This window comes from Streptomyces lushanensis (genome assembly GCF_001700515.1).
In the GTDB taxonomy this organism is placed as follows: domain Bacteria; phylum Actinomycetota; class Actinomycetes; order Streptomycetales; family Streptomycetaceae; genus Streptomyces; species Streptomyces lushanensis.
Map to the genome: position 1 here is coordinate 1 of NZ_MAUD01000297.1, position 15,711 is coordinate 15,711.

11 protein-coding genes are annotated in these 15,711 nt (G+C 72.3%); 7 read left to right on the forward strand and 4 right to left on the reverse strand.

Features of this window, described 5'->3' with window-relative positions; genetic code table 11:
• On the forward strand, positions 1-630 hold a 630-nt coding region (locus tag BFF77_RS23150), incomplete at its 5' end, for a DNA-3-methyladenine glycosylase family protein (RefSeq protein WP_107422225.1).
• A gap of 47 nt (positions 631-677) precedes the next feature.
• On the opposite strand, the gene BFF77_RS23155 is transcribed toward BFF77_RS23150, so the two are convergent.
• From BFF77_RS23155 to BFF77_RS23165, 3 genes are all read right to left on the reverse strand, one after another.
• Entirely contained in the window at positions 678-2,111 is a 1,434-nt protein-coding gene (locus BFF77_RS23155; protein ID WP_079125406.1) for a coenzyme F420-0:L-glutamate ligase, read from the reverse strand.
• Positions 2,108-3,064 (reverse strand): 2-phospho-L-lactate transferase, encoded by a 957-nt coding sequence (cofD, locus tag BFF77_RS23160; protein WP_066952995.1) that lies wholly within the window; start codon positions 3,062-3,064, stop codon positions 2,108-2,110. The genes BFF77_RS23155 and cofD overlap by 4 nt, the downstream gene beginning before the upstream one ends.
• Positions 3,065-3,153: 89 nt before the next feature.
• Positions 3,154-3,654 carry a cysteine dioxygenase gene (locus BFF77_RS23165; RefSeq protein WP_066952997.1) on the reverse strand — a complete coding sequence of 167 codons (501 nt, stop codon included), beginning with the start codon at positions 3,652-3,654 and terminating at the stop codon, positions 3,154-3,156.
• 794 nt (positions 3,655-4,448) lie between these two features.
• On the opposite strand from BFF77_RS23165, the gene BFF77_RS23170 reads away from it, so the two are divergent.
• The 3 genes from BFF77_RS23170 to BFF77_RS23180 all read left to right on the forward strand — a co-directional run bounded on the left by BFF77_RS23170 (position 4,449) and on the right by BFF77_RS23180 (position 10,397).
• Complete coding sequence (locus tag BFF77_RS23170) at positions 4,449-4,712, forward strand: WhiB family transcriptional regulator (RefSeq protein ID WP_014046372.1); 264 nt, start codon at positions 4,449-4,451, stop codon at positions 4,710-4,712.
• A 277-nt stretch (positions 4,713-4,989) separates the two neighbouring features.
• Positions 4,990-8,814 carry a glycosyltransferase gene (locus BFF77_RS23175; RefSeq protein WP_066952999.1) on the forward strand — a complete coding sequence of 1,275 codons (3,825 nt, stop codon included), beginning with the start codon at positions 4,990-4,992 and terminating at the stop codon, positions 8,812-8,814.
• The gene (locus BFF77_RS23180; RefSeq protein WP_066953001.1) at positions 8,811-10,397 is read left to right on the forward strand and encodes a DUF5719 family protein; all 1,587 of its coding nucleotides are present in this window, start codon (positions 8,811-8,813) and stop codon (positions 10,395-10,397) included. The genes BFF77_RS23175 and BFF77_RS23180 overlap by 4 nt, the downstream gene beginning before the upstream one ends.
• 79 nt (positions 10,398-10,476) lie before the next feature.
• On the opposite strand, the gene BFF77_RS23185 is transcribed toward BFF77_RS23180, so the two are convergent.
• Positions 10,477-10,905, reverse strand: coding sequence for a metallopeptidase family protein (locus BFF77_RS23185; RefSeq protein ID WP_079125407.1), 429 nt, complete (start codon positions 10,903-10,905; stop codon positions 10,477-10,479).
• A 274-nt stretch (positions 10,906-11,179) separates the two neighbouring features.
• On the opposite strand from BFF77_RS23185, the gene BFF77_RS23190 reads away from it, so the two are divergent.
• From BFF77_RS23190 to BFF77_RS23200, 3 genes are all read left to right on the forward strand, one after another.
• Entirely contained in the window at positions 11,180-11,605 is a 426-nt protein-coding gene (locus BFF77_RS23190) for a DUF3499 domain-containing protein (protein ID WP_066953003.1), read from the forward strand.
• 367 nt (positions 11,606-11,972) lie between these two features.
• Positions 11,973-13,589, forward strand: a complete 1,617-nt coding sequence (locus tag BFF77_RS23195; protein WP_066953005.1) for an L-lactate permease — start codon at positions 11,973-11,975, stop codon at positions 13,587-13,589.
• 230 nt (positions 13,590-13,819) lie between these two features.
• On the forward strand, positions 13,820-15,178 hold the full coding sequence (locus tag BFF77_RS23200) for a phosphomannomutase/phosphoglucomutase (RefSeq protein ID WP_066953008.1): 1,359 nt from the start codon (positions 13,820-13,822) through the stop codon (positions 15,176-15,178).
• The last annotated feature ends 533 nt before the right edge of the window (positions 15,179-15,711 follow it).

Consider the following 15,711-nt stretch of genomic DNA (forward strand, 5'->3'; position numbering starts at 1 on the left):
AGTCCGGTCCGGCACAGCCGCCGTCCCGGACTGCGGCTGTGCCGGACCGGACTGGTGATGGAGTCGCTGATCCCGTCGATCCTGGAGCAGAAGGTCACCACCGTCGAGGCGTACCGCGCCTGGCGCAGGCTCGTACGGGCGTACGGAGAGCCCGCGCCCGGCCCGGCGCTCCCGTCGGGCGAGCGGCTGTACGTCGTGCCCGACGCGCGGACCTGGGCGCTGATTCCCTCCTGGGAATGGCACAAGGCCGGCGTCGACGCCAAGCGCTCCACCACGATCCTGCGCGCCGTCCGTGCCGCCCGCCGGATGGAGGAGGCCGCGGCCATGGAGCCGGAACAGGCCGCCGCCCGGCTGTGCCTGATCCCGGGCATCGGTCCCTGGACCGCCGCGGAGACCGTCCAGCGCTCCAACGGCGCGCCCGACGCCGTCACCGTCGGCGATCTCCATCTCCCGGGCATCATCGGTCACGCCCTCGCCGGAGACCGGGACGCCGACGACGCCAGGATGCTGGAACTGCTCGCGCCCTACGCGGGCCAACGCCACCGCGCCACCCGTCTGATCCTGCTCTCCGGCCACACCCCCTCCCGCCGGGCCCCCCGTATGCCGGTCGGGAACATCGCGCGCCTGTGAGGCGGACGCGCCGCCGAGGGTCGAGTTCCCCGCCGAGGGAGCAACTCTCACCGCACCTCGATGAACGCCTCCGCCTCCCGCGCCGGGCGGGGTCGCGGAGCGGTGGCCGCGTGGCCGACCGCCACCGCGCCCATCGGGTCCCACGCCTGCGGCAGGCCGAGCACCTCGCGGACGACCTCGCGGCAGAACATCGTGGACGAGACCCAGGCCGAGCCGAGACGTTCGCCCGCCAGGGCCACCAGGAGGTTCTGCACGGCCGCGCCGACGGCGACCGTGAACATCTCGCGTTCCGCGGTGTCGCGGCGGGGATCGCCGTAGGTGTGGGAGCCGTCCATCACCAGACAGGGCACCACCAGATAGGGCGCCCCGCGCAGGACCTCGCCGCGGCGCACGCGCTTGGCGATCGACTCCTCCGTCCTGCCGTCGGCGCGCAGGTCCGCGATCCAGGCGTCGCGCATCGCGTCGAGGAGGCGCAGCCGCGACTCCGGTGACTCCAGCAGGACGAAGCGCCAGGGTGTCGTGTGATGCGGAGCGGGCGCGGTGAGCGCCGCCGCGACCGCGCGGCGGACCGCGCCCGGGTCGACCGGCTCGTCGGTGAAGTCGCGGACCGTACGGCGCTGGGTGACCGCTTCCCGCACCGCCTCGGACGTACCGAGCCGGAACATGTCGTCCGCCGCGCCCCGCACCAACGCCCGCGCGCCCGCCCCGGCGCCGTCCGGGGACGGGTCCGGGTCCGCGCCGGCCCCGGCTCCGCCCGCGCCGGCGACGAGATGCGCCAGACCGCTCACCACCGCCACCGGCAGGCCCTCGGCCTTGCCCTTCACCAGGTCACCGGCGGCGGCCAGTTCGTCGGCCACGGCGACGACCGTCGCGTGGAGCGGATTGCCGTGCGCGTCCGTCCCGCCCCGCAGATCGTCCAGGACCCGTACTCCCGCGGCGCCGATGGCGACATCGGTGAGGCCGGTGCGCCACGGCCGCCCGAAGGTGTCCGTGACGATCACACCGATGTCCACGCCGAGCGCGTCCCGCAGCCCGTCCCGGATCGCCCGCGCCGAGGCGTCGGGGTCCTCCGGCAGCAGCAGCACCGTCCCGGGCGCGGTGTTGGAGGCGTCCACGCCGGCCGCCGCCATCACCAGACCGCGCCGGTTCTCGACGATACGGAGCGTCCCGCGCCGGGCGACGACCCGTACGGTCTCCGCGTCGATGGCCGCCTCGCGGTCGGCCGCCTCGACGATCCTGCCCTCGGCCTTGGAGACGATCTTCGAGGTGACCAGCAGGATGTCGCCGTCGGCGGGCGCCGGTTCGGTGGCCGCGATCAGTTTCGCGAGATCGTCCCCGGGACGGATCTCCGGCAGCCCGGCCACCGCGCGGACGCGGTACGACGGGACCGGCGCCGCGGACGGGACACGCGCCGGGTCCGGGGTGGGGCCCGGGGACCGTGCCGAGGACGAGCCCGGCGCCGGAGTCAGCGGTGCCGTCATGCCCGTACCTCCTCGGCCATCGTCAGCGCCTCGCGCGCCATCGCCGCCGCCGCGTCCACGTCCGTCATCAGCAGCGGCACCGCCCGGCTGCGGATGCCCGCGCCCTCGATGTCGGCCACCGCGCCCGCGTCCACCGTGTCGACGAGCCAGCCGTCGAGCAGCCCCGAGCCGTAGTGCAGCGCGACCGCCGCGGCCGTCGCCTCGACGCCGATGGCGGCGAGCACCTTGTCGGCCATCCCGCGTACGGGCGCGTTCCCCACGATGGGCGAGAGGCCCACGACCGGTACGCCCGCCTCGGCGATGGCCTCGCGGATACCGGGGACGGCCAGGATCGTGCCGATGCTGACCACCGGGTTGGACGGCGGGAAGAGGATGACGTCGGCGGCGGCGACGGCCTCCAGCACGCCGGGCGCCGGCTTGGCCTGGTCGGCGCCGACCGGCACGACCGCCTGGGCCGGCACGGACGCCCGCATCCGCACCCAGTACTCCTGGAAGTGCACGGCCTTGCGCTCGCCGTCCAGGTCGACGGCCACATGCGTCTCGATACGGTCGTCCGACATCGGCAGCAGCCGTACGCCCGGCTTCCAGCGGGCGCAGAGCGCCTCGGTGACCGCGCTCAGCGGATAGCCCGCGCCGAGCATCTGCGTACGGACGATATGGGTGGCGAAGTCGCGGTCGCCGAGGCCGAACCACTCGGGCCCGACTCCGTACGCCGCCAGTTCCGCCTTGACCTGGAATGTCTCGTCCGTACGCCCCCAGCCCTGCTCCTCATTGATGCCACCGCCGAGGGTGTACATCACCGTGTCGAGATCGGGGCAGACCTTCAGCCCGAACAGATGGATGTCGTCACCGGTGTTGCCGATCACTGTGACGTCCGCGTCGGGCGCGGCCCGCTTGAGGCCACGCAGGAAACGGGCGCCGCCGATACCGCCGGCCAGAACCACAATGCGCATGAAGACAGTGTGTCAGCCGTGGGGTTCTCCATGAGGCGCCGGTACGGGCCAGTACGGGCCGGTACGGGCGGCCGGCACCCAGGTCCGGATCAGGCGCGTACGACATCCTCCGCCGCCGGTGCGCACTGCGCCGCGTGCATCGGCATTTCGGTCAGACCCGGATAGTAGATGTGCAGACTCACGGCGGGTTCGATCGCTTCATTGACCACTTCATGGACATAGCCGGGTGCGAAGACCCGCTGCGTGCCCGGGACCAAGGTGCGGCTCCCGCTGTTCGAACGCTCCGTCAGTTCACCGTCGAGAACGGTCAGTAAGCCCGAGGACCGGCCGTGGTCGTGCCGGCCGGTGCCCTGGCCCGGCACCCAGGAGAGCAGCCACACCTCGTAGCCGGGACCCGTGCGCAGCCGGTGGTACCAGCGGCTCGTGGCGTCGTACTGGACGTGCGGCGCCCACCGCGCCCGGTCGGCGGCGAGCGTACGGGCGAGACCGGCGAACTCGGCCACGGTGACCGGGTGCCGGCGGGCCGGCTGGAGGAGGTGCTGGACCTCAAGAAGGTCACCGGCGATCTGGAGATCGCTGTCGCTGTTCATGGGTGCGGTGGTTCCTCGGAGATAGGGACGTGCGGGGTGTCGCGGGGTGTGCACGACGGACACCGCGAACGCGGAGGGAAGAGACAAACGTGATCGGACGTGATCGGAATGATCGGAGCGGTCGCCCGGAGCCCGGGGCGAGCGTCAGCCGAGGCGGCGTGAGGCCACCGCGACGACTTCGGTCAACATCTCAGGTCAACAGACCGGGTCAACAGCTCGAAGGACAACAGTGACAGCGAACCTGAACAGCGCTGCGGAATCCACGGACGTGGGTCGCGGGGTGCGCGGGGCTCACTGGCATGTGACCAAAGGTGGCGAATCCGGTAGCCACTGTCAACTCGATGGCCGATTTGGCGGTAATGTTTCACCTCATCCGGTTACTCCGGCGACGAGGAGGTTTGTCCACCTCCACCTGCGGAGACATCGGGCAGCGACCGTGCTCGTAAACATCGTCGCGCCCTTGTGATCAGACTGTGATCCGGATCGCTTCCGTGGTCGGATCGGCACCAAGTCCTGAGTGCGCGGCGTCTCTCCCCGTGGGAGGCGACGTGTCTCTTGATGAGGCGTTATGTGTGGCGGGAAGGGTGGTTGCGGGTAGGCCAGTGGCATGTGTCAGGTTTTTGGTGATTTGAACACTTTCCGCATAGCCTTGGTTCCGCAGAGTGAATACCGGGCCCAATAGCAGATCTCGGCTTGACCGGCCCAGAGCACACACTTGTAATTTCACTCGTGTCGTTCGGCCGAAATCGACAGCGGCCAGATCACGGGGACGCGAAGACAGACGAGGGGCGCACATGACCGAGCTGTTCCAGCAACTGCTGGTCGAGGACGCGGACGAGGAACTCGGCTGGCAGGAGCGCGCCTTGTGCGCCCAGACCGACCCCGAGTCCTTCTTCCCCGAGAAGGGCGGTTCCACCCGTGAGGCCAAGAAGGTCTGCCTCGCCTGTGAGGTCCGTTCGGAATGCCTCGAGTATGCCCTCGCCAATGACGAGAGATTCGGTATCTGGGGCGGCTTGTCGGAGCGCGAGCGACGGCGACTGAAGAAGGCCGCGATCTGATCGCTTTTCGCCGGGTGACTTGCCGGTCGGCGATCGAGCCCGATCGGGCTCGTCCATTCATTCGACAGGGTGGTTCGATCGCCTTGTTTCCCGTTCCCCGGCCCGGCCGCCGTCGCGCTCCATCGTCACAACCTCGTACCGATCGAACGGTCCGCGGTCTGCGCCTTCCTCCGCGGGCGGCGGACCGTCCTGTTGTCAGCCGTTAGTGTGGGGCCCCGTCCGAGACGCTCCAGCGCCCCTTCGGGGCGATCCCACGGCCGGAGGGCCCGTTACCTCAATGTCCCCCACCACCGCCGCGTTCGTTCCCGCCACCGCCCCCGAGTTCCCGCGGCACGTCGTGACCGCAGTGCTCGTCTCACACGACGGTGCGCGCTGGCTGCCCGACGCCCTCGCCGGGCTGCTGGGCCAGGAACGGCCCGTACAGAACGTCATGGCAGCCGACACCGGCAGCGCCGACGACTCCGCCCGGCTGCTCACCGAGGCGCTCGGTGCCGACCGGGTCCTGCATCTCGCGCGCCGCTCCGGATTCGGTACGGCCGTCGACGAGGCGGTCGGCACCGCCGGCGTGCTCACGCCCGACGATCTGCCCTATCTGAAGCGGCCGAGCGGCTGGGACCCGGTCACCCGGAGCTGGCGCGACGACACGTACGACATGCCGGAGCTGCCGCACGGCGAACCGGTGCAGTGGCTGTGGCTCCTCCACGACGACTGCGCGCCCGAGCCCGACGCCCTCGCCGAGCTGCTGCGTGTCGCCGACTCCGACGAGTACGCCGCCGTCATCGGCCCCAAGCTGCGCGGCTGGTACGACCGCAAGCAGCTCCTCGAAGTCGGCGTCTCCATCGCCAACAGCGGGCGCCGCTGGACCGGGCTCGACCGGCGCGAACAGGATCAGGGCCAGCACGACCAGGTCCGCACCGTCCTCTCCGTCTCCAGCGCCGGCATGCTCATCCGCCGCGACGTGTGGGAGGAGCTCGGCGGCTTCGACCGGCGGCTGCCGCTCATGCGTGACGATGTCGACCTGTGCTGGCGCGCGCACGCCGCGGGCCACCGGGTGCTCGTCGCGCCCGACGCCGTCCTGCGGCACGCGGAGGCCGCAGCCCGGGAGCGCCGTACGGTCGACTGCGCGGGCCGCTCCGTCGTCAATCCGCACCGCGTCGACAAGGCCGGCGCCGTCTACACCATGCTCGTCAACGCGCGGACGGCCGTTCTCCCGTACGTACTGCTGCGTCTTGTCGTCGGCACCCTGCTGCGCACGCTCGCCTATCTGGTGGGCAAGGCGCCCGGCCAGGCCGTCGACGAGGTCATGGGCCTCTTCGGCACCCTGCTGCGGCCGGGACGGATCATCGGCGGCCGGCGCCATCGCGGCAAGGGCGTCGTGGAGGCGGCGGAGCTGCGCCCGCTCTTCCCGCCGCCCGGCGCGACCGTCCGGGCCACCGTCGAGCAGATCGCCGCGAGCCTCGGCTCCGGCAACGAGGCCGAGGCGGGCGGCTCACGGCACGGCGCCGTCGAATCCGGCCCCGGCGGCGACGACGCGGACTTCCTGGAGATCGAACAGTTCTCCCGGCTCAAGAAGCTCGTGCACAAGCCCGGGCCGGTGCTCTTCGCGCTGCTGCTCGTCGTCTCGCTCGTCGCCTGCCGCGGACTGCTCGGCGGCGGCGCGCTGGCGGGCGGCGCGCTGCTGCCCGCGCCCGGCGACGTCTCCGATCTCTGGTCCCGGTACGCGGACGGCTGGCATCCGGTCGGTACGGGCAACACCGAGACCGCACCGCCCTACCTCGCCGTGCTCGCCGCGCTGTCCGCGCTCTTCCTCGGCTCCACCGGCTTCGCGCTGACGCTCCTGCTCGTCTGCTCCGTGCCGCTCGCCGGAGTGACCGCCTACTTCGCCTCACGACCGCTCGTCGAGTCCCGCCTGCTGCGCGCCTGGGCGAGCGTCGCGTACGCCTTCCTGCCCGCCGCCACCGGCGCGCTGGCCACCGGACGGCTCGGCACGGCCGTCCTCGCCGTCCTGCTGCCGCTGATCGCCCGCGCAGCCGTCGCCGCGTACGGCATGCGCGCCGGAGCGTACGCCGAGGGCGCGCGCGGAAGCTGGCGCGCCACCTGGGCCTACGCTTTCCTGCTGACCTTCGCGATGGCGTTCACCCCCGTCGTCTGGCCGCTGGCCCTGGTGCTCGGCCTCGCTGTCCTGGTGCTGCGCCGCGACGACATCGCCGCGTACGGGGCGCGGGTCCTGGCCGGGCTCGGTACGCCCGTTCTGCTCCTCGCGCCCTGGTCGCTGTCGGTGGTGACCTCGCCCTCCGCGTTCTTCCGGGAGGCGGGCCTGGAGTTCGGTACGGGGTCGGCCTCCGCGTTCGATCTGCTCGGAATGAGCCCCGGCGGACCCAAGGCCGTGGGCGGTGTCCTGCTGATCGGTGTGGTGCTGGCCGCGCTGGCGGCCCTGCTCCGCGGCGAGCGGCAGTTCGCCATCCGTACCGCCTGGGCCGTGGCGCTCCTCGCGCTGGTCTTCGCGGTGCTCTCCAACAGCTCCGGCTGGGCGGGCCCGGCCACCCTGGTCTACGGCATCGCGCTGATCGCGGCGGCCGTGCTCGGCGCCGACGGTGCCCGGGAGCGGGTCGCCGCGGAGAACTTCGGCTGGCGCCAGCCCGTCGCCGTACTCATCGCCGCCGCCGCGGGCCTCGCACCGGTGCTGGCCGCGTTCGGCTGGATGATCGGCGGCGCCTCGGGCCCGCTGGAGCGCCGCGATCCGGTGCAGGTCCCGGCGTTCGTCGCGGAGGAGAGCATCACCCGCGACCAGCCGCGCACCCTGGTGCTCGGCGGTACGACACCGGCGGAGGTCTTGTACTCCCTGGTCCGCGGCTCGGGCGGACGGCTCGGTGACGCCGAGCTGACCGAGTCGGGCGGCAGCGACCCACGGCTGGACAAGGTCGTCGCGAATCTGGTCGCGGGCTCCGGCGCCGACCAGACCGACCAGCTCAGCGGGTTCGCGATCCGCTATGTGCTGGTACGGGACGGCGCTCCGCGCCAGATGAGCCGGGTCCTCGACGCCACTCCCGGGCTGACCCGGCTGAGCCAGCTCGACGGCAGCGCGCTGTGGCGGGTGGACCGGCAGATCTCACGGGCCGTCATCGTGGACGGGAAGGGCGCGGGCGAGCCGCTCGCCGTCGCCGCCGCACCGGTCGAGGCGCACACGGAGATCCCGGCGGGCGCGGCGGGACGGGTACTGCGGATCGCGGACCGGGCCGCCGAGGGCTGGCAGGCCACGCTCGACGGCAAGGTACTCACCAAGAAGACCGTCGACGGCTGGGCCCAGGGATTCGAACTGCCCGCCGAGGGCGGCCGGCTGGATCTCACCTACGAGGACCCGATCACGCACACGGCGTGGATCTGGGCGCAGGCCGCGCTCGCCGTCGTCCTGCTGGTGCTCGCACTGCCGGGACGCCGCCGGGAGATCGACGACGACCTGCCCGAGGAGGATGCCGAGGTCCCGGCCCAGCCGGTGGAGGGCGAGGGACGCCGGGCCAGGAGGCTGCGGGCGGCGGCCGAGGCGGAGGCGGAGTCCGGGGAGCCGGTCGGGAACGAGGAGGCCGGGACGCAGCCGCGGGCCGCGGCTCCGCAGGAGCGGCAGCCGCAGTACGGCGCGGTGCCTCAGCAGCAGACGTACGACTGGGACGGCACCGCCGACGCCACCGCCGATCCCCACGCGGGTGCCGGCGCCCGGATGTACGAGGGCGCGGACTACGCCGAGGATCCCTACGCGAACGGCCGGTACGGTGGCGAGGGCCAGTACGTTGAAGGGCAGTACCACCAGCAGCCGTATCAGCAGTACCCGGCGGACCAGTACCAGGACGGCCAGTACCCGGCCGGTGCGTACGACCAGGGCGGATATCCGGCGGACGGCTCGTACGACCAGGGCGCGTACCAGGAGGGCCAGTACCAGGACGGCCAGGTGCCCGGCCAGGCCCAGGGACAGGTGCCGCGGCAGTACGACCCGTCCCAGTACGACCCGTACGGCTACGGACAGCGGCCCTACGCCGACGGCGGGCCCTACACCGACGGCCATGAGAACGACCGGCGTCCGCGCCCCGACGGGAGCAGCAACCAGTGAACCGTACGACTCTCTCCCTCATCGCGGTCGCCACCGCCCTCGCCGCCGTCACCGGCTTCGCCACGCTGACCGCGCCGGACTCCACGGGCGCGGCGGTGGCCCAGGCTCCCGCGCGGCTGCCGGTGGAGCGCACTAGCCAGCTCTGCCCGGCACCGAGCGTGTCGGACATCGCGGAGACGACGTACACCTCCTTCACCCCCGTCGGCACGTCCGGCGCCGGCACGTCCGGATCGGCCGAGCTGAGTGAGTCCGTCGTCACCCTGTCCGACGCGGCCGGGAACACGAAGGACGCCACCAAGGAAGCGCAGAAGGCCAAGGACAAGGACAACGCGGGCGGCGAGGACGCCAAGAGCGAAGGAAAGAAGACGGACTCCGTGCGGAACAAGGCGTTCCTCGCCCTGAAGGAGCCCGGCAAGCCCGTCTCCGCCGAGGCGAGCGGCGCCGAGGCGCCCGCCCTCGTCGGCAGCGCCGACGGCCGCCTCGCTCCCGGCTGGACCACCCAGCAGACCACCACCGTCGGCGTCGGCGGAGCGCGCGGGCTGCTCGGTATGACCTGCTTCGGACCGGACACCGACTTCTGGTTCCCGGGGGCGAGCACCGAGGCGACGCGCCAGGACTACGTCCATCTCACCAATCCGGACGACTCGGCGGCCGTCGCCGACATCGAGGTGTACGGCAAGGACGGTGTCCTCAAGTCGGAGGTGGGGGAGGGCATTCCGGTTCCGGGCAGGTCGAGCGTGCCGGTGCTGCTCTCCACGCTGACCGGTGAGACCGCTCCCGACGCGACCGTGCATGTCACCACCCGTACCGGCCGGGTCGGTGCCGTGGTGCGCGTCGCCGACGAGAAGGCGGGCAGCGACTGGCTGGCCGCCTCGGGCGACCCGGCGGGCCGTCTGGTCCTGCCCGGTATCCCGGCGGACGCGACCGATGTCCGGCTGGTGGCGTTCGCGCCCGGCGAGGACGACGCCGATCTCAAGGTGCAGCTCGCGGGCGCCGACGGCACGATCACGCCAGCGGGCAACGAGACACTGCACGTCAAGTCCAGGATGACCGCGTCCGTCGACCTCGCGGACGTCACCAAGGGCCAGGCGGGTTCGCTGGTGCTCAGCCCGGTCCAGAGCAGCCGCGCGACCCCGGTGGTCGCGGCGCTGCGCGTGGTCCGCGGCAAGGGCGCCGACCAGGAGATCGCGTTCATCCCGGCGACCGCGCCGATCGCCTCGCGGGCGACCGTGGCCGACAACCGCGCCAAGGGCTCCACGCTCTCGCTGACCGCGCCGGGCGCGGCGGCGAAGGTCAAGGTCACGTCCTCGGCCGGGACGGGCGGCGGCGAGCAGGTTGTGAAGACGTACACGGTCAAGGCCGGTACGACCATGGCCTTCGCCCCGGCCGCGCCGGACGGACTGAAGGGCTCGTACGCGGTCACGGTCGAGCCGGAGGCGGGGGGCGGTCCGGTCTACGCGGCGCGCACGCTCGAACTGCCCGACGACGGCGTCCCGATGTTCACGGTGCAGACGCTCCCGGACGACCGGGGGATGGTGTCCGTACCGAAGGCCAGGGAGGACCTGTCGATCCTCGGGGACTGAGCACTGAGGACGGCGGCCGGCGGGCGGGGGCTCCGCCGCGCCGGCCGAGCGGCTCCGCCGTGCCGGGCCCGGCGGCGGATCAGTCCTGTCCGTAGCGCGGATCGACGGACTCGGGCGCCAGGCCCAGCAGTTCCGCGACCTGCTCGACCACGACCTCGTGCACCAGCAGGGCCCGTTCGTCCCGGTTCTTGGTACGGATCTCCACCGGCCGCCGGTAGACCAGGATGCGCGCGGGATGCTCCTTGCCCGCCGGGACCGAGCTGCCGAGCGGCACGGTCTCGTCCTGTGTGGTGGGCACGTCCATGACCAGGAACTCGACCTCGGCCAGCTGGGGCCAGCGCCGTTCGAGACGGTCCACGGAGTCCCGCACGAGATCGCGGAACGACTCCGAGCGGCTGGTGGCGAGCGGCACCTGGGGCGGTGCGACGGGCCCGCGCATTCCGCGGCCGTGGCGGTCGCGCCGGCGCGGCCGTGGCTCGGTCGGGCGGGGCGGTACAGGACTCTCCATCACTGACGCAGGGTAGCCCTCCCGGGCTTCCGCCGAACGCGCCGTCGCCACCCTCGTACCGCATGTCGCATATTGAGCATTCAGGCCAAGATTGGGCTCGATTCAAGTAGGCTCCGCGATCACCGATCTCGACTCTCTTGACAGGTTTTGCCCCAAGTAGTGACTGTGTGACGGGCTGTCGCTGTCCCGTCACGCGTCTTTCCATGCAGGTCAGGGCAGTTGCTTCCAGCCAACTTGTGGCCGAAGCCACGGTGCGACACGGTGGAGTGACCTGGTGGAGAGTCGTCGCGGCCCGCTCAAGAGTGCGGTACCGTCCAACGTCGTGAGCCCTGTACGTCGCTGTTCGCGCACCGCGTGCGGCCGCCCTGCTGTCGCGACACTGACGTACGTCTATGCCGACTCGACCGCGGTCCTCGGCCCGCTCGCCACCTACGCCGAGCCTCACTGCTACGACCTGTGTGCGGAACACAGCGAGCGGCTGACCGCCCCGCGCGGCTGGGAGGTCGTCCGGCTGACGGACGGTTCGGCTCCCGCGCGCCCGAGCGGCGACGATCTGGAAGCGCTCGCCAACGCCGTACGGGAAGCGGCCCGCCCGCAGGAGCGCGCGGCCGAGGGCGGCGGCAAGGGGTCGCGCGGTGGCGATCCGATGGAGGTCGGGCGCCGGGGCCATCTGCGGGTACTGCGCTCCCCGGACTCCTGAGCCATCTCCCTCGCCGGCCACCGGCCCTCGCCCGGTCGTCGGCCTCTCGCCCGAGGCATCGGCCTTTCGTCCGGCCATCGGTCCTCCGTCCGGCCATCGGCCCTTCGCCCGAGGCGCCGGTCCTCCGCCCGGGACATCGGGTGCGGCGCCCGAGCCGTCGGTCCTCCGCTCACGTCGCCGGTGCGGCGCCCGAATCCGCGACCGGGCCCGAGATCGAGCCAGGATGTTCGCTCGTACCCCCGGCCGGGCCTGATTTCGGCATGGATCCCGCGCGGACCATTGACCTCCACTTGTCGCGGACACGACCATTCCCCCACTCGTGCTCGTGAGAGATCAGTTTCCGTATCGCGGAATCCGGAGGACTGTCGTGTTCGTACAGCAACTCGAACCTGTCGCCGACTCGCTCGCACTCTCCGCACTCGTCGCCGCACTGCCCCTGGCCACCGTCCTGGTGCTGCTCGGGGTCATCCGGATGAAAGCGCATCTCGCGGGACTGACCGGTCTCGCCGTCGCCGTCGTGGTCGGCTGGCTCACCTTCGGCATGCCGCTCGGCCAGACCCTCTCGGCCGGCGCGGCGGGCGTCCTCTTCGGGCTGTTCCCGATCATGTGGATCGTCGTCAACGCGCTCTGGGTGTACCGGCTGACGGTCCGCACCCACCATTTCGACATCCTGCGCCGCTCCTTCGGACGGCTCTCCGACGATCCCCGCATCCAGGCGCTCGTCATCGCCTTCTGCTTCGGCGCTCTGCTCGAAGCGCTCGCCGGTTTCGGGGCGCCGGTCGCCATCTGTTCGGTGATGCTGGTCGCGCTCGGCTTCGATCCGGTCAAGGCCGCCGTCGTCTCGCTCGTCGCCAACACCGCGCCCGTGGCCTTCGGCGCGATGGGCACGCCCGTGGTGACACTCGCCCAGGTCACCGGGCTGCCGCTGGACACGGTCGCCTCGGTCGTCGGCAGGCAGACACCGCTGCTCGCACTCGTCGTACCACTGGTGCTGATAGGGCTCGTCGACGGGCTGCGAGGGCTGCGCGAGACCTGGGTGCCCGCGCTGGCCTGTGGAGTGGCCTTCGCGGTGGCCCAGTTCGCCGCCTCGAACTACGTCTCCGCCCAGCTCGCCGACATCGGTGCGGCGCTGGCGGGAGCGGCGGCCCTGGTGGCGGTCCCCTCGGCGCGCAGGCCGGCGGCCGAGCCGGTACGGGTGGCGGTGCTCACCGGCGTACGGAGCGAGGACCTGGACCAGGAGGACCCGCGCCCCGAGGTGCTGCGCGCCTACGCGCCGTACGGTCTGATCGTGGTGATCTTCTCGGTCGCCCAGATCCCGCCGGTGAAGGACCTGCTGGCGAAGGCGACCCAGGTCTTCGACTGGCCCTTCCTCGATGTCGCCGACTCGGCGGGCGAGCCGGTCGGCGCCAATGTCTTCTCGCTGCCGCTCGTCGCCACGGGCGGCACCCTCGTCCTGCTCGCGGGACTGTTCACCGCCGCCGTACTCGGCGTACGGGCGGGTGACGCGGCGCGCGAGTGGGCGGGCACCGTGTATGAGCTGCGGTACGCGATCCTCACCGTCACCTCGGTGCTGGCCCTCGCGTACGTCATGAACCTTTCCGGGCAGGCGGCCACCATCGGCCACTTCGTCGCGGCGGCGGGCGCGGGACTGGCGTTCCTCTCGCCGATCCTGGGCTGGTTCGGCGTCGCCGTCTCGGGCTCGGACACCTCGGCCAACGCGCTCTTCGGCGCCCTCCAGGTGACGGCGGCGAACGAGTCGGGCCTGTCGCCGGAACTGCTGGCCGCGGCGAACAGCTCCGGGGGAGTGCTGGGGAAGATGGTCTCGCCGCAGAACCTGACGATCGCGTGCGCGGCGGTGGGACTGGCGGGGAAGGAGGGGGACCTGCTGCGCAAGGTGCTGCCGTGGAGTCTGGGACTTCTGCTGGTGATGTGTCTGATCGTCGTGGGGCAGAGCACGGCGGTGCTGGGATGGATGCTTCCGTGACGGCCGAAGGCTGACGGCCGACGGCTGAGGACTCGGTGGTCGGAGGCTGAGGGCTGGTGGTCGGTGGCCCAGGCTGGGTCTCAGGGGCGCCGGTACGGGCTGCCGAGGGGCGTTCGCCGCTGTGCGGGCGTCCCCCTCCCGATCCATCGGTACGAGGGCCATCGGTGCGAGGGGTCCGGTACGGGTAGTTTGTCGTGAGCGCAGTCGCAGCAACATCTGGAGGGGTCGCAGTGGCCGATTTGTCGCAGCTCGTGAAGGCGTACGACGTGCGCGGGGTGTACCCGGAGCAACTGGACGACCGGCTCGCGGAGCTTTTCGGCGCGGCCTTCGTCCAGGTCACCGGCGCCGGCGCGATCGTCGTCGGCCATGACATGCGGCCCTCCTCGCCCGGACTGGCGGCGAGCTTCGCGCGGGGGGCCGTCTCGCGCGGGGCGGACGCCACCGTCATCGGACTGTGCTCCACCGACCAGCTCTACTACGCGTCGGGGAAGCTGGATCTGCCGGGCGCGATGTTCACGGCGTCGCACAACCCGGCCCGCTACAACGGCATCAAGATGTGCCGGGCGGGCGCGGCGCCGGTGGGCCAGGACACGGGCCTGGCGGAGATCCGTACGCTCGTCGAGGGCTGGCTCGAAGCGGGCGCCCCGCCCCCGGCGGCCTTGCCGGGCACCACCGTGCGGCGGGACACGCTGACCGACTACGCCGCGCATCTGCTGTCCCTGGTCGACCTCTCCGCGATCCGCCCGCTGAAGGTCGTCGTGGACGCGGGCAACGGCATGGGCGGACACACGGTCCCCACGGTCTTCGAGGGCCTGCCGCTCGACGTGGTGCCGATGTACTTCGAGCTGGACGGTACGTTCCCGAACCACGAGGCCAACCCGCTGGACCCGAAGAACATCGTGGACCTCCAGGCCCGGGTCCTGGCCGAGGACGCGGATCTGGGCCTGGCCTTCGACGGCGACGCGGACCGGTGCTTCGTCGTGGACGAGCGCGGCGAAGGCGTCTCCCCGTCGGCGATCACGGCGCTGGTGGCGGCGCGCGAGCTGGCCAGGCATCCGGGCGGCACGGTGATCCACAACCTGATCACGTCGTGGTCGGTCCCGGAGGTCGTCAGGGAACAGGGCGGTGTTCCCGTACGCACCAGGGTCGGCCACTCCTTCATCAAGCAGCGGATGGCCGAGACGGGCGCGATCTTCGGCGGCGAGCACTCCGCGCACTACTACTTCCGAGACTTCTGGAACGCGGACACGGGCATGCTCGCCGCGCTCCACGTCCTGGCGGCCCTCGGCGGCCAGGACGGCCCTCTGTCCGACCTGGTCTCCTCGTACGACCGCTACGTCGGATCCGGCGAGATCAACTCGACGGTCGCCGACCAGGGGGCCCGCACGGAGGCGGTGCGCGAGGCCTTCGCGGGCCGCGAGGGCGTGACCTTCGACGAACTCGACGGGCTGACGGTGACGGGTACGGAGTGGTGGTTCAACCTCCGCCCCTCCAACACGGAACCACTGCTGCGCCTGAACGTGGAGGCGCGTGACGAGGTGACGATGACCAAGATCCGCGACGAGGCCCTGACCCTGATCCGAGCCTGACGCCTCACCGACGGGAGCCGTGGGCCTGGGCCTGGGCCGTGGGCCGGAGCCGGGGGCCGGGGTCACGGTCCGTCGGCCGACCGGCCGAAGCTGAGCACCGTAGCGCCCCCCCGGGCCGGCCGAACCGGCCGTCGGCCTGACCGTGCGGGGCCGGCCGCCGACCCAGGCGCGCGGCGGACCTGGCCGTCGGGCGGGCGGCGCGGACCGTGCCGGGGCGCGCGGCCGACCGTCAACCGACCGACAGCCGGAACCCGAGCGGGCCGACCGCCCGGCTCCCGCCCGGCCGGTCTCCGCGCGCACACGGCGCCGCGCGGCGCCGTCAGCCGCTGCGCCGGCAAGCGGACCCCGTCGCGTTGTCGGCGCCGTCCGAGGGCGTCCGGCAGGGGCGTCCGGCCCGCCGACCGGCCGGACAGGCCCCCGGCCGCCGGACGGTTCCGCCCGACCTGGCCCTCGGGCGGCTCCGCCGACCCGGCGGCCGGTATCCGGTGTCGGAGGGACCCGGACCCGGTGGGCCCGGCGCGGGGACCGCGCCG